The sequence below is a fragment of the Haemophilus sputorum CCUG 13788 genome (assembly GCF_000238795.1).
In the GTDB taxonomy this organism is placed as follows: Bacteria; Pseudomonadota; Gammaproteobacteria; order Enterobacterales; family Pasteurellaceae; genus Haemophilus_A; species Haemophilus_A sputorum.
Map to the genome: position 1 here is coordinate 119,691 of NZ_AFNK01000079.1, position 13,706 is coordinate 133,396.

The 13,706-nt window shown below is 39.2% G+C and carries 16 protein-coding genes; 13 read left to right on the forward strand and 3 right to left on the reverse strand.

From position 1 onward, the window contains the following. Positions 1-58: 58 nt before the first annotated feature. Positions 59-922 (reverse strand): DMT family transporter, encoded by an 864-nt coding sequence (locus HSP_RS0110165; protein ID WP_007524661.1) that lies wholly within the window; start codon positions 920-922, stop codon positions 59-61. A gap of 96 nt (positions 923-1,018) precedes the next feature. Further along, positions 1,019-1,555 carry an endonuclease SmrB gene (gene smrB, locus HSP_RS0110170; protein ID WP_007525137.1) on the reverse strand — a complete coding sequence of 179 codons (537 nt, stop codon included), beginning with the start codon at positions 1,553-1,555 and terminating at the stop codon, positions 1,019-1,021. A 90-nt stretch (positions 1,556-1,645) separates the two neighbouring features. Here smrB and prmB point away from each other — a divergent pair, with 90 nt between their 5' ends. From prmB to ruvC, 7 genes are all read left to right on the forward strand, one after another. Further along, on the forward strand, positions 1,646-2,587 hold the full coding sequence (gene prmB, locus HSP_RS0110175) for a 50S ribosomal protein L3 N(5)-glutamine methyltransferase (RefSeq protein ID WP_007524942.1): 942 nt from the start codon (positions 1,646-1,648) through the stop codon (positions 2,585-2,587). Positions 2,588-2,747: 160 nt separating this feature from the next. Next, positions 2,748-4,523 (forward strand): aspartate--tRNA ligase, encoded by a 1,776-nt coding sequence (gene aspS / locus HSP_RS0110180; protein ID WP_007524629.1) that lies wholly within the window; start codon positions 2,748-2,750, stop codon positions 4,521-4,523. Positions 4,524-4,526: 3 nt separating this feature from the next. Then, positions 4,527-4,895 (forward strand): hypothetical protein, encoded by a 369-nt coding sequence (locus HSP_RS0110185; RefSeq protein ID WP_010130051.1) that lies wholly within the window; start codon positions 4,527-4,529, stop codon positions 4,893-4,895. Then, complete coding sequence (gene nudB / locus HSP_RS0110190) at positions 4,895-5,344, forward strand: dihydroneopterin triphosphate diphosphatase (protein ID WP_029495408.1); 450 nt, start codon at positions 4,895-4,897, stop codon at positions 5,342-5,344. Before HSP_RS0110185 ends, nudB begins: the two co-directional genes overlap by 1 nt. A 105-nt stretch (positions 5,345-5,449) precedes the next feature. Then, positions 5,450-6,190 (forward strand): YebC/PmpR family DNA-binding transcriptional regulator, encoded by a 741-nt coding sequence (locus tag HSP_RS0110195; protein ID WP_007524254.1) that lies wholly within the window; start codon positions 5,450-5,452, stop codon positions 6,188-6,190. 89 nt (positions 6,191-6,279) lie between these two features. Then, positions 6,280-6,729: a hypothetical protein gene (locus HSP_RS0110200; RefSeq protein WP_007524049.1), complete on the forward strand. Its 450-nt coding sequence runs from the start codon at positions 6,280-6,282 to the stop codon at positions 6,727-6,729. Between the two features lie 54 nt (positions 6,730-6,783). After that, entirely contained in the window at positions 6,784-7,362 is a 579-nt protein-coding gene (gene ruvC, locus HSP_RS0110205) for a crossover junction endodeoxyribonuclease RuvC (protein ID WP_007525364.1), read from the forward strand. A 32-nt stretch (positions 7,363-7,394) separates the two neighbouring features. Here ruvC and HSP_RS0110210 read toward each other — a convergent pair whose 3' ends face one another. Then, positions 7,395-8,384 carry an oxidoreductase gene (locus HSP_RS0110210; RefSeq protein ID WP_010130052.1) on the reverse strand — a complete coding sequence of 330 codons (990 nt, stop codon included), beginning with the start codon at positions 8,382-8,384 and terminating at the stop codon, positions 7,395-7,397. Positions 8,385-8,433: 49 nt separating this feature from the next. Here HSP_RS0110210 and ybaK point away from each other — a divergent pair, with 49 nt between their 5' ends. The 6 genes from ybaK to luxS all read left to right on the forward strand — a co-directional run bounded on the left by ybaK (position 8,434) and on the right by luxS (position 13,667). Beyond that, entirely contained in the window at positions 8,434-8,907 is a 474-nt protein-coding gene (gene ybaK / locus HSP_RS0110215; protein ID WP_007524154.1) for a Cys-tRNA(Pro)/Cys-tRNA(Cys) deacylase YbaK, read from the forward strand. Positions 8,908-9,028: 121 nt separating this feature from the next. Next, positions 9,029-9,310 carry a LexA regulated protein gene (ybfE, locus tag HSP_RS0110220; RefSeq protein WP_007524170.1) on the forward strand — a complete coding sequence of 94 codons (282 nt, stop codon included), beginning with the start codon at positions 9,029-9,031 and terminating at the stop codon, positions 9,308-9,310. Between the two features lie 18 nt (positions 9,311-9,328). After that, positions 9,329-9,853, forward strand: coding sequence for a flavodoxin FldA (gene fldA / locus HSP_RS0110225; protein ID WP_007525313.1), 525 nt, complete (start codon positions 9,329-9,331; stop codon positions 9,851-9,853). 30 nt (positions 9,854-9,883) lie between these two features. Then, positions 9,884-10,333 carry a ferric iron uptake transcriptional regulator gene (fur, locus tag HSP_RS0110230; protein WP_007525355.1) on the forward strand — a complete coding sequence of 150 codons (450 nt, stop codon included), beginning with the start codon at positions 9,884-9,886 and terminating at the stop codon, positions 10,331-10,333. A 92-nt stretch (positions 10,334-10,425) separates the two neighbouring features. Then, a complete protein-coding gene (locus tag HSP_RS0110235; RefSeq protein WP_007524824.1) occupies positions 10,426-13,107 on the forward strand; it encodes a PqiB family protein in 2,682 nt (893 codons plus the stop codon). 50 nt (positions 13,108-13,157) lie between these two features. Further along, positions 13,158-13,667: an S-ribosylhomocysteine lyase gene (gene luxS / locus HSP_RS0110240; protein ID WP_007524587.1), complete on the forward strand. Its 510-nt coding sequence runs from the start codon at positions 13,158-13,160 to the stop codon at positions 13,665-13,667. The last annotated feature ends 39 nt before the right edge of the window (positions 13,668-13,706 follow it).

Here is a 13,706-nt window from a genome sequence, read left to right on the forward strand (position 1 = left end):
GTGAATATGAAAGATTAAAAAGGTGCGTAAGTTTTTCAATTCACGCACCTTTTGGTTATTAATTCCAATAGAATAGGCAGATAATCGCGACAATCGCAATAGCAACGCCTAAATAATTCACTTTATGGATTTTTTCTTTAAAAGCAGCTGCACCAATAAAGGTACCTAAACAGATAACCCCTAAGTTCATGCCGGTAAAGACTAACGTTGGGTCATCTTTCATCGCTTGGTGCGCTTGAATATAGAATAAAATGTTACAGAAATTCAGCACGCCTAATAAGATTCCCGCTAACATGCTTGGCAAGTGCCATTTCGTGCGTGTTAAAAAGAGGTAGGTAAACATAAAAATTCCCGCGCCAATAAAGGCAATCAATAACGTAACTGGAAAAGCTGAGCCAGATTTCGCAATTTGTTTGAAGAGAATATCGATCATGCCATAGCCAACCCAAACAAGCGCAAGGCTAACTATTGCGATTCTTCCTCCTTTTTTCATCCCTTCATGACCTTTCCAAAGTAAACAGCCTAATGCAATAAATGCAAGTACTAAAGCAAAGATTTTATGCGAGGTTGGCGTCTCTCCGAATAAGGTAAAAGCAGCCAAAATGGGTAGGAAAAGTGAAAGGCGTTGGGCGGCATCAGTACGAATAATGCCAGCGTATTCTAATGATTTTGCTTGCACTAAAAAAACAATCGGTAAACTTAAGCTTAGAATCACAAAGATATAAGCTGCAGGATGATGAATCACAATATCCGTGAGCGATTCGCCCTTAAAATCTGGCTTAAGTAAGAAATAAGTGAGGGTTGTTGTAATAATATAATTGACTGCAATACTTTGGGCGATGTGAATCCCTTTCATACGGGCGTATTTAATCAATACCCCCACAGTCACACTACATAAAATAGCTAAAACAAGCTGAAGCATAAGATCTCCTTAAAAAATAAATGCTGGCGCATTCTAATCGCAAGCGGTCGAATTTCACAAAAAATTTACAAAATTCGACCGCTTGTCAGATCAGTATTAGCGTTTAAATAGTTGTTCTAAAGTTTCTTGTTGTTCGATTAAAATCAAAATGGCGGCATCGCCTCCCCATTGGCGAGGGGCTTGATGAAGGGCAAGTATTTTCGGATGTTGCACTAACCAACGCGGAATTTGATCTTTTAAAGCCCGTGTGCCAAATCCCGTCATGATGCTGGCGCAATAGACTTTTTGGCGTTCGCAAGCCAAAATCAGCGCGGCAAGTTCTCGTTTCGCTTTTTCTTTAGTTAGCCCATGTAAATCTAAAAAGAGTTCGGGCTGAAAATCACCACGTCGAAGTTGTTTGAGAATATAAGGATCAACGCCTTCGCGTAAGTATTTTACTTTTTCATTTTCTTCTTTTAACAGCGGTTCATATTCATCAGAAAAGAAAAATTCCGTATCTTTTTGTTCTTGCTGTTCACGGAAATCACTCACTTTTTGGCGTGGCAGTGTTTTGGGTACAAAGGTATTTTGCTCAATTTTTTTGGTGCCTTGTGCGGCTTCCCTAAACAGGGCGAAGTCATCATCATTTAACATTACTTATCTCCTCAATTTTTTCTCATTCTATCATAAAGCGAAATATGGTATAACAAGCGGATTAAACCTTAATGAATCAAAGGACAAATAATGTATAAATACAACCTTGAGTTGCTTGAAGAAATTCAGGCTTGTGCGGTAGTAGAGGATTTAGCCACCATTCAAGATATGATGCGTTGGGCGTATAGTTATTTTAATGCTTCGGACCTTTACTATGGCCATGGTTATGACAATGCTTGGGATGAGGCGCAACAGTTAGTGTTGGTGGCTCTTTATCTGCCTGCGGATGTGCCAGAAGCTATGTATCAATCTCGCCTAACCTTAGTGGAAAAAGAGCGTGTGATTCACTTAATTGAAACTCGTCTTGGTACGCGTCAGCCTGTGGCTTATTTAACTAATTCAGCTTGGTTCTGTGGCAGTGAATTTTATGTCGATGAACGCACTATTGTGCCACGTTCGCCAATTGGTGAATTGATTATGCAAAAATTTGCAGGCCTGATTGATCATGAGCCAAAGCGCATTTTAGATATGTGTACCGGCAGTGGTTGTATTGCCATTGCTTGCGCGCAACAATTTTTAGAAGCTGAAGTAGATGCTGTTGATCTCTCACTAGACGCATTAGATGTAGCGCAAATTAACATTGAACGTCATGGATTAGCTGAGCGTGTCTTCCCAATTAGTTCTGATCTCTTTAACGATATTCCGAAAGATAAATATGATTTAATAGTCACCAATCCTCCATATGTCGATGAAGAAGATTTAGACGATATGCCGCAAGAGTTTCACTTTGAGCCAGAAATGTCATTAGGATCAGGGGCAGATGGCTTAGATATTACTAAACGTATTTTGGCTCAAGCTGCAGATTATTTAACCGATAATGGCGTGTTAGTGTGTGAAGTGGGTAACTCAATGGTGCATTTAATTGAACAGTTCCCAACCGTGCCATTTAACTGGATTGAATTTAAAAATGGCGGTTTAGGGGTGTTTAGTTTAACGAGAGTGCAATTGGTTGAGCACCTTCACTTATTCTAAATTTCAATTAAGCAAGCGGTCTATTTTTTCATGGATTTTGCAAAATTCTATTAAAAATAGACCGCTTGCTTGAGATTGGCTATCCAAATCCCACCAAAATTCCGCTATAATTCCGCTAATTTTCCCTATAGGGAACCATTTTTTAAAAGGACAATAAAATATGATGCGTACAAACTATTGTGGTGAATTAAATCGCAGCCACGTTGGACAAAATGTGACTTTAAGTGGCTGGGTGCACCGTGTGCGTAACCTTGGTCGTTTTATCTTTATACAAATTCGCGACCGTGAAGGCATTGTGCAAGTTTTCTTTGATGAAAAAGATGAAGCTTTATTTAAAGTTGCCTCAGGTTTGCGTGCAGAAGCGTGTGTGCAAATTCAAGGTGAAGTGATTGCGCGTGATGAGTCACAAATCAATAAAGAGATGGCAACGGGTGAAATTGAAGTGTTAGTAAAAAATGTGTTGGTATATAACAACGCTGATGTTCTCCCGCTTGACTTCAACCAAAACAATACCGAAGAACAACGCTTAAAATATCGCTACTTAGATTTACGTCGTCCTGAAATGGCGGAAAAACTTAAAACCCGTGCGAAAATCACTAGCTTTGTACGCCGTTATATGGATAAACACGGTTTCTTAGATATTGAAACTCCAATGTTGACTAAAGCAACGCCAGAAGGTGCGCGTGACTACTTAGTGCCAAGCCGTGTACATAAAGGTAAATTCTATGCGTTGCCACAATCTCCGCAGCTTTTCAAACAGCTTCTTATGATGTCTGGTTTTGACCGTTACTATCAAATCGTAAAGTGTTTCCGCGATGAAGATTTACGTGCAGACCGTCAGCCAGAATTTACCCAAATCGATGTGGAGACTTCATTCTTAACCGCAGAAGAAGTGCGCGCGTTAATGGAAGAGATGATCCACGGTTTATGGTTAGACCGCTTAAATGTGGATCTAGGCAAATTCCCACAAATGACATGGCATGAAGCGATGAATCGTTTTGGTTCTGATAAACCAGATTTACGTAACCCATTAGAATTGGTCGATGTGGCAGACATTTTAAAAGATGTTGAATTTAAAGTATTTCATGAACCTGCTAACTCAGAAGATGGTCGTGTAACTGTTTTACGCGTACCGAATGGTGCAGCTTTAACGCGTAAACAAATTGATGAATATACTCAATTTGTGGGCATCTATGGTGCAAAAGGCTTAGCATGGGCGAAAATCAATGATGTGAATGCGGGAATGGAAGGCATTCAAAGCCCAGTAGCAAAATTCTTAAACGAAGATGTATTCAAAGCTTTAATTGCGCGCACGCAAGCGCAGACAGGGGATATTTTATTCTTCGGTGCAGATAAATGGCAGGTTGTTACTGATTCAATGGGCGCATTACGCTTAAAAGTGGGTCGTGATTTAGGTTTAACTGATTTAAGTGCATGGAAACCACTTTGGGTTGTTGATTTCCCAATGTTTGAACGTGATGAAGAAGGCAACCTTTCAGCGATGCACCACCCATTTACTTCACCAAAAGGTTTAACTCCAGAAGAGTTAGCTGCAAATCCAGTTAATGCTGTAGCAAATGCGTACGATATGGTTATCAATGGTTACGAAGTAGGTGGTGGTTCCGTACGTATTTTCGACCCGAAAATGCAGCAAACTGTGTTCAACATTCTAGGCATTAACGAACAAGAGCAACAAGAAAAATTCGGTTTCTTACTTGATGCATTAAAATTCGGTACGCCACCGCATGCTGGTTTAGCATTTGGTTTAGACCGTTTAACCATGTTAATTACAGGTACAGAAAATATCCGTGATGTAATTGCGTTCCCGAAAACGACCGCCGCGGCATGTTTAATGACTGAAGCACCAAGCTATGCAAATCCACAAGCATTGGACGAGTTAGCGATTGCGGTTGTGAAAAAAGAAGACATAGAGTAATAAATGCTAAATATCTTTAATAGCATTAAAGAAAAGGACTCAACTAACTTAGCCCTTTCTTTTAAATGGTGGTCAACTGTCAGTTTAGTAGTGTTTATTTTCTCTAAATCGATAAATTTAGAGCAATATTCATGGTATCCGAGTAATTCTATATATCAGATATTAATTGAGCTAATTATTGGTTTCATTTTTCAGCTTCAACTTAGTAAGTTAAAAAAAGGGAATATTGACATTGATAAAAAACTCATTGATACAATAACTGAAAAATATCAATTAAATGAAAGAGTTGTACAATTCATTTTGTTTATTGGAGCTATTTCTATGTATGTTTTATTAAGGTTTGGATTAGGGCATTATTACGCTAATAAATAATGAAATACAAAAATCCTCATTCTGTTCTTGTCGTCATTTACTCCCAAAATTCAGGTAAAGTCTTAATGCTGCAACGCCAAGATGATCCTGAATTTTGGCAATCTGTCACAGGCTCTCTGGAACCAAACGAACAGCCGTTTGAAACAGCAATTCGGGAAGTGAGAGAAGAAACAGGGATTGATATTGCAACACAAAATTTATCGCTTGTTGATTGTAATGAGTCGGTACTTTTTGAAATTTTTCCACAATTTCGGTATAAATACGCGCCTGATGTGACACATAATCGGGAGCATTGGTTTTTATTGGGTTTACCGAATGAGCAAACCCCAATTTTAACTGAACATCTGGCTTTTCAATGGGTATCTGTTGATAAGGCTATCGAAATAACAAAATCGCCCAATAATGCGGCGGCGATAGCAAAATATTTAACAAATAACCCTCCTCTTTAGAAAAGAGGGGCTGGGGGAGATTTGACATCAATATCAAATTTTCTTACTGAGTGTAAGGTTATTTTACCAAATTCAAAACATAGTTAAAAAGAAGGAAACAAGAGAATGGCAGGTCATAGTAAGTGGGCTAACATTAAACACCGTAAAGCAGCACAAGATGCGCAACGCGGTAAAATTTTTACAAAATTAATTCGTGAATTAGTAACAGCTGCGAAAATTGGTGGTGGCGATGTTGCTTCAAACCCACGTTTACGTTCAGCAGTAGATAAAGCGTTATCAAACAATATGACGCGTGACACTATTAACCGTGCCATTGAACGTGGTGTAGGTGGTGGCGATGACACCAATATGGAAACCAAAATCTATGAAGGTTACGGCCCAGGCGGTACTGCAGTTATGGTGGAATGTTTAAGTGATAACGCTAACCGTACGATTTCACAGGTTCGTCCAAGCTTTACTAAATGTGGTGGTAACTTAGGAACAGAAGGTTCTGTGGGTTACTTATTTAGCAAAAAAGGCCTAATTTTAATTGCAGAAGCCGATGAAGATGCATTAACAGAAGCAGCAATTGAAGCGGGTGCAGATGATATTCAACCACAAGATGACGGTTCATTTGAAATTTACACCGCTTGGGAAGATTTGGGCGATGTGCGTGATGGTATTGAAAAGGCTGGTTTCAAAATTCAAGAAGCAGAAGTAACTATGATTCCATCAACTTCTGTTGATTTAGATGCGGAAACTGCACCAAAATTATTACGTTTAATCGAGATGCTAGAAGATTGTGATGATGTACAAAATGTCTATCATAACGGTGAGATCAGTGACGAAGTAGCGGCGCTACTTTAATCAATTGATTTTAAAATCGGAACTTTATTTATTTTAAAGTTTCTAAGTGAGTACCCCAAGTCGGGGGCTTATATTAAGAGGATTCAATAATGAAATTCACTAAAGTTTTACCGGCATTTGCTGCCGCTATCGCATTATCTGCTTGTGCAAATGAAGCACCTAAAATGGAAAAAGCACCTGAGCAAGCTGCTGCAATGACTCAAGCTCTACCTACCATTACAGATAAAACTGTCGTTTATTCTTGCAACAAGAAAACTGTAACTGCAGTGTACCAATTCGAAAACCAAGAGCCAACAGGCGCAATGGTTAGCGTAGGTAACAAAGTGATTGCGAAAGACTTTGCTCGTGATAAATCACAAACCGATTTTACTAGCTTCACCTCAGGCAACTATGTGTGGAACGTAGATAGCGGTTTAACTTTAGATAAATTTGATTCTGTGGTGCCAGTGAATTTAATTCAAAAAGGCAAAAATAGCGATAAAATCATCGTGAAAAACTGCGATGTGAACGCGAAAGCAACAGCAAAAGCGAATTTATAATTTGTTATTTAAAAGCGGCTAGCATTGCTAGCCGTTTATTTTTTATTGGAATTTATGAGTATTATTTTGGGTATTGACCCAGGTTCTCGTGTAACTGGTTATGGTGTGATTCGCCAACAAGGCCGGCATTTAGAATATCTTGGTAGTGGGGCTATTCGCACAGCTGTTGAAGATTTACCCACACGGCTTAAGCGCATTTATGCGGGTGTGACGGAAATTATTACCCAATTTCAACCAGATATGTTTGCGATTGAACAGGTTTTTATGGCAAAGAATGCTGATTCTGCATTGAAATTAGGTCAGGCTCGCGGAACAGCGATTGTGGCGGCAGTGAATCAGGATTTGCCTGTGTTTGAATATGCCGCAAGAGCAGTGAAGCAAACGGTGGTAGGAATTGGTTCAGCTGATAAAGTGCAAGTGCAAGAAATGGTTAGCCGAATTTTACAGCTTTCAGCTAAACCTCAAGCGGATGCGGCAGATGCTTTAGCCATTGCTATTACACATGCCCATTCTATTCAGCACTCTTTGGTGGTTTCTCGCCAGCATCATGGCGAAGCGAAAAGCGATAAAGAGCAAGTTTTAGCGCTAATGAAAACGAGATATAGTCGAGGGCGTTTCCGCCTGAAAGGTTAAAACGCACCCGAAGGTGCGTTTTTTTATTGATGTTAATAATCAAGAACTAAAGCGAGTAGTTCAACTGCTAAGAATGCTAGGCCGAAACGTTGTTCATCTGCGACGCTCCAGAATTGGAGTTCATTTTCTGCGCTAGCTAATAATTGGCTAAGTTGCAGTTGGGTATTTTCTTCTTCATCTTCACCATTTTTAACCGCAGTAATGACGGTTTCTTCATTAAAATTCAACCAATCACTTTGTTGCCATTGTTGACTTAATTCAGTTGCATCAAGCTGATAAGCAGAGTATACCGAGACCATTTGTGAAATACCGTAGAAGACAGGTGTTTGCACAGTATGGAAGCGCACGCAAGCGGTCAAATTTGGTAACACTTTTGCAAGTTGTAGATGGAACATTCGTGAGAATGGTAATTTTTTTTCATCGCCTTGAACATTTGCTGGTACGACATCGAAAGCGATGCGCTCTGCATTTTCATCAAATGGAATACCGTTTAATAAGCGTGCAGTTTGTCCAGCAAGTTCTTTAACTTTCTCATCCCCAAAATAAGCAGCTGGTAATAGCGAGGTTACGAAAACATCTGCCAAATCTTGTTCAAGAAGTGGTTTTAATGCTAAAGCTAATTGAGAAATTTGTGGGTTAGCTAGTGCAACAATATTACGTTCACGCAAGTTTTCTAGTGCTTCATTGTTCACGCTTGGCACGATAACCGGCACATCACTAATCAGTGCAGTAATACCGTATAAATCTAAAATAATACAGCCTGCTTGGGTTGCTTTTGCTAAAATTTCTGCTTGTGCCATTGGGGCTGCAAAAAGAACATGAGTAAATTGCGACCAATCTAGGTTATCTAATTCAAATTGTTCGACTGCTTTTGCACCAAAACGTAAGTTTTGCTCTTCACCGAATGGTTCAAGTTCGATTGCAGAAATTTTATCAATTGATAAATCCTTTTGTTCTAGGGCTTCAAGTAATTTTTCTGCCAGTGTAAAATCTGTGGCGATAGCTAAATGAATATTTGACATAATTTCTCCTTTATTGAATCGGGAAATTATACGCTAAAAAGGAGAGAAAATGACACCAGCGGTAAATTTACTTAAAAAACAGAAAGTCGCTTTTACCCTTCATCCTTATGAGCATGACCCAAATAATACGAATTTTGGGCAAGAAGCGGTCGAAAAGCTTGGTGTAGATGCAAATCAAACGTTTAAAACCTTATTAGTGGCTGAAAATGGCGATCAGAAAAAATTAGCTGTGATGGTGGTGCCTGTTTCTTCTTCGCTCAATTTAAAGCGTGCAGCACAAGCTTTAGGCGTTAAGAAAGTCGAAATGGCAGATAAAGAGATTGCGCAGAAAACAACGGGTTATCTCCTAGGTGGTATTAGCCCATTAGGTCAGAAAAAGCGTTTGCCAACGGTCATTGAAGCTTCTGCTCAAGATTTTGAGGTTATTTATGTTTCAGGCGGGAAAAGAGGGTTAGATATTTCGCTTAATCCGCAAGATCTAGCTAGATTGCTAGATGCACAGTTTGCAGAAATCAAAGAATAAATTTATAATTTTCTGTCTTAGATTTCCAACTTTTTATGAGTTGTGATATATTTACTAATTAAGAATTTAGCTTCTCATTCTCAATTAAGAGAATGTGCAAATTCTCACTGTGTGGAAGATTATGGCAAAACAAGATGCAGATTGTATCACGCTAGATTTGTTCGCCACCGTACCTAGAGTTGGGCGCCCCCGTACTAATCCGCTAAGTCGAGAACAGCAAATCCGAATCAACAAACGTAATCAGCTTAAACGGGATAAATCCAGTGGCTTGAAGCGTGTAGAGTTAAAATTACACACAGATTTGGTTGAGAGGTTAGAAATTGAGGCAGCAGAAGAGGGGCTGACACGTGGGCAGCTTATCGAACGTATTTTAAATCATTATATCAATGGTGACATTGAATAGGCACAATAGGAAAAAAATATGGCGGTTGTAGGGTTATTCTACGGAAGTGACACTGGTAATACAGAAAACATTTCAAAAATGATTCAAAAAGACTTAGGTGCAAACCTAGTTGATATTCGTGATATTGCTAAAAGTAGTAAAGAAGATATTGAAGCGTACGACTTCTTATTATTTGGTATTCCAACTTGGTACTATGGTGAGTCTCAAGCTGATTGGGATGATTTTATGCCAACCTTAAAAGAAATTGATTTCAACGGCAAAATCGTCGGTATTTTCGGGTGTGGCGACCAAGAAGACTATGCGGAATATTTCTGTGATGCAATGGGAACATTGCGTGAAATCGTAGAAGAGAATGGTGCGGTTGTTGTCGGTCATTGGCCAACAGCGAGTTATAACTTCGATGCTTCACAAGCATTAATCGATGATGAAACCTTCGTTGGTTTATGTATTGATGAAGATCGTCAACCAGAATTAACGAATGAACGTGTAAAAGCATGGTGTAAGCAACTTCGTGAAGAAATGTGTTTAGATCAACTTGCTTAATCTAATTTAAATAAGACAAAGGTGACAGAGATGTCTGAAGAAAATATCAAATTATTAAAAAATGTTGGGTTAAAGGTGACTGAACCTCGACTCACGATTCTTGCCCTAATGCAAGATGTGCGTAGCGAAATGCAGCACTTTGCCGCAGAAGATATTTATCGACTCCTGCTTGAAAAAGGATCTGATATTGGTTTAGCGACCGTTTATCGTGTATTAAATCAGTTTGAAGAGGTGGGCATTTTAGTTCGCCATAGCTTTGATTCTAATAAGGCAGTGTTTGAGTTAAACATCGATCATGACCATGATCACATTATCTGTATGGATTGTGGTAAAGTGTTTGAGTTTAAAGATCCAGATATTGAACGCCGTCAACGTGAAATTAGTGAACAACACGGGATTCAATTAGAAACCAGAAGCCTTTATCTTTATGGCAAATGTAGCGATATCGCACATTGTGACTCTTCAAAAGAGAAAAAATAAAGTTGGTTTATTTAGAGCTTAAATAGAAGCGGTAAGATTTCGTAAAAGTTTTGCAAAATCTTACCGCTTGTGTATTTATTAAAATTTAGAAAATGACAGAGAATACAGAGAATTTAGAAAACGTAGCTAAGGCGAAAATTAGGCCGCCTCGTCGTATTTCACCATTTTGGATTTTACCTATTGTTGCGTTTGTAATTGGCGCATTGCTTTTTTTCCAAATATTAAAAGAGCAAGGGACGACTATTCGCATTCGATTCAACGAAGGTGATGGGATTAATGCAGGTAAAACGGCAGTTCGTTACCAAGGCTTACAAATTGGTTTAGTTAAAAAAGTCTATTTTGTGGATAACCTAGATAAAGTTGAGGTTGAGGCAGAGATCAATCCCGAAGCAAAATCGGTCTTAAAAGAAGGAACATTGTTTTGGATAGTCAAGCCGACAGCTTCATTAGCCGGGGTCTCAGGACTAGATACGTTGGTGTCAGGAAATTACATCACGTTACAACCGAATACTGATCCGAATGCAGATTCAAAAACTTCTTTTATTGCAGAAGAAGAACCACCAATGGTTGTTGCAACTGATGGTGATTTAATTGTGCGTTTGGTTGCTGATGATCTTGGTTCAATGACCACAGGTGCTGCAGTTTACTATCGAAAAATTCCAGTTGGAAAAGTGGCAGATTATCGTTTTAATCAGGCGCATAACAAGGTTGAAATTGATCTGTTAATTGAAAAGAAATATACCAATCTTGTGAAAAAAGATTCACGCTTTTGGAATATTAGTGGGATGAATATTAAGGCTGGTTTATCTGGTGTGGATGTTTCGGTAGATAGCTTGGCATCGGTTGTAATTGGTGCTGTTTCTTTTGATTCACCGGATAATTCAGAAAATGCAGAACAAGGGCAGACTTATAATCTTTATCCGAACTTAAAAGCCGCGCAACGTGGCATAGAAGTGGCGGTAACATTGCCGATAATCACTAATCTTAAAGTAAACGAAACCGCTGTTTTTTATAAAAACGTACAAGTGGGGATTCTATCAGATTTATCTTTTACACCAGATAATGAAGAAAATCAGAATCTAGGCATGGAAAAAAACCATGGTAAGCTTACTGGAACATTGTTAATTGATCCAAATCATGCAGATTTGCTTAAAAGTGGTAGCAAAATTTTGGTTAAAGAGCCGAGCTTTAACTTAAATAAAGAGCAAATTAGTAAAATTGGTGAGCTTTTCCGTGGTGCTTACTTTGAAATTCAAGCTGGTAGCGGAGAGCCTGAATTTAGTTTCCATGTAGAAAAAGAAGCTGATTACTTGCTTTCTTTACCGAATATATTGCCGTTGCATTTAACTGCCCCGCAATCTTATGGGGTAGATGTTGGGCAGGGAATTTATTACAACGATATTCAAATTGGTGAAATTCTTAAACGCCAATTAACCTTAGAAAATATTCATTTTGAAGGGATTATTTACCCTGCTTATCGTAATCTAGTGGGCGCGAATAGTCAGTTTGTGGCGATTTCTAACCTAGATGTAAATGTAGGGTTAGATGGTGTTCGTGTTCAAGCAGGTTCACCAACAGATTGGTTAAAAGGCGGTGTGCGCTTGCTCTCAGCCCAAGCTAAAGGCGAAGTGCAAAGAAGCTATCCGTTATATAAAAACATCGAAAATGCGCAAGCAGGCATTATCTCAAATGATAAGCAGACTACGTTAACGCTTACTGCAAGCCAACTGAATGGTATTGATAAAGGCTCAGTAGTGTTGTATCGCGATTATCAAGTTGGGGAAGTGCTTAGCGTGGTGCCTAAAAAGAATCACTTTGAAGTGGCTTTGTTTATTGAACCAAGCCAACGTCATTTATTAGGCAGCCAAAGTCGTTTCTGGGTTGAACCTGCGGTTTCTGCCGAGGTTTCTCTAAAAGGCGTGAGTGTTCAAGCAGCACCATTGATGCGTACTTTAAAAGGTGCAATTGGATTTGATAATCAAGGCACTAAAGCCAACAACAAAACCTTATTTGCGAGCAAGGAAAAGGCGACTGCAAACGGCAGCTATATTACGCTTATTGCTAAAGATGCGGCAAAACTCTCTAAAGGTATGGAGATTAAATATATGGGCTTAACCGTTGGAAGAGTAGAGTCGCTAGAATTACAATCTGCAAAAAAACAGATAAAAGCGACCGCTTACCTAGAAGGGCAATATGCTAGTTTAGTAGCAAAATCAGGTTCTAGCTTTAAAGTGATTTCACCAGAAATCACGACCTCTGGCGTTAAGAATTTAGATGCTGCTTTAGGAAACTATATTCAGGTAGATGTGGGTAATGGCAAAGCGCAAACGCAATTTAATATTGCGGATACCGATACCATTAGTACCACTTATGCGAATGGTTTCCCTGTCATTGTGGAAACGAGCGATGCACACGGTATTGTAGAAGAAGCGCCAGTCTTGTTTAGAGGCATGCAAGTGGGGATCGTGAAACGCTTGAATTTAAGTGAGTTGGGCGATCGTGTCTTTATTCATTTAACGATTGAGAATAAATACAAGCACTTGATCCGTAACAATACTGAATTCTGGGCAGCTTCAGGTTATACCATGGATATTAGCTTGCAAGGTGTGAGCATGAATTCTGGCACGATGTCGCAATTGCTTAAAGGCGGAATTGAATTCTCTACGCCGTCAGGTCGTGTAGTGCAGCCACAAGCGAAAGCGAATCGCCACTTTATTTTACAACGCAAAATCCCACAAGATGCCGCTTCTTGGGATCAGGGAATTGCAGAATAATTTAGCTTTATTTAGAAGCTTTGTACCCATTTAATTTTTAGGAGCAAATTATGCCTTTATTAGATAGTTTTAAAGTTGACCATACGCGCATGAATGCACCTGCAGTGCGTGTGGCAAAAACCATGACAACCCCAAAAGGGGACACTATTACAGTGTTTGATTTACGTTTTTGCCGTCCGAATATTGATATTTTACCAGTGCGTGGTATTCATACCATGGAACACTTATTTGCAGGGTTCATGCGCGATCACTTAAATAGCGATAGCGTGGAGATTATTGATATTTCACCAATGGGATGCCGTACTGGTTTTTATATGTCGCTTATCGGTGCGCCAAGCGAACAAGCGGTTGTTGCCGCGTGGACAGCTTCAATGGAAGATGCGCTAAATAAGGTGCCAGATGTTTCTAAAATTCCAGAATTGAATGAATATCAATGTGGCTCTTATAAAGAGCACTCTTTGGAAGAAGCACATCAAATTGCGCGTGATGTATTAGCAAAAGGCATTGGCGTAAATCGCAACGAAGATCTTGCGTTAGATGAGAAATTGTTGAATCCTTAATCAAATCAACTGCCTGTCATGTGTGAACTTGCTACACAC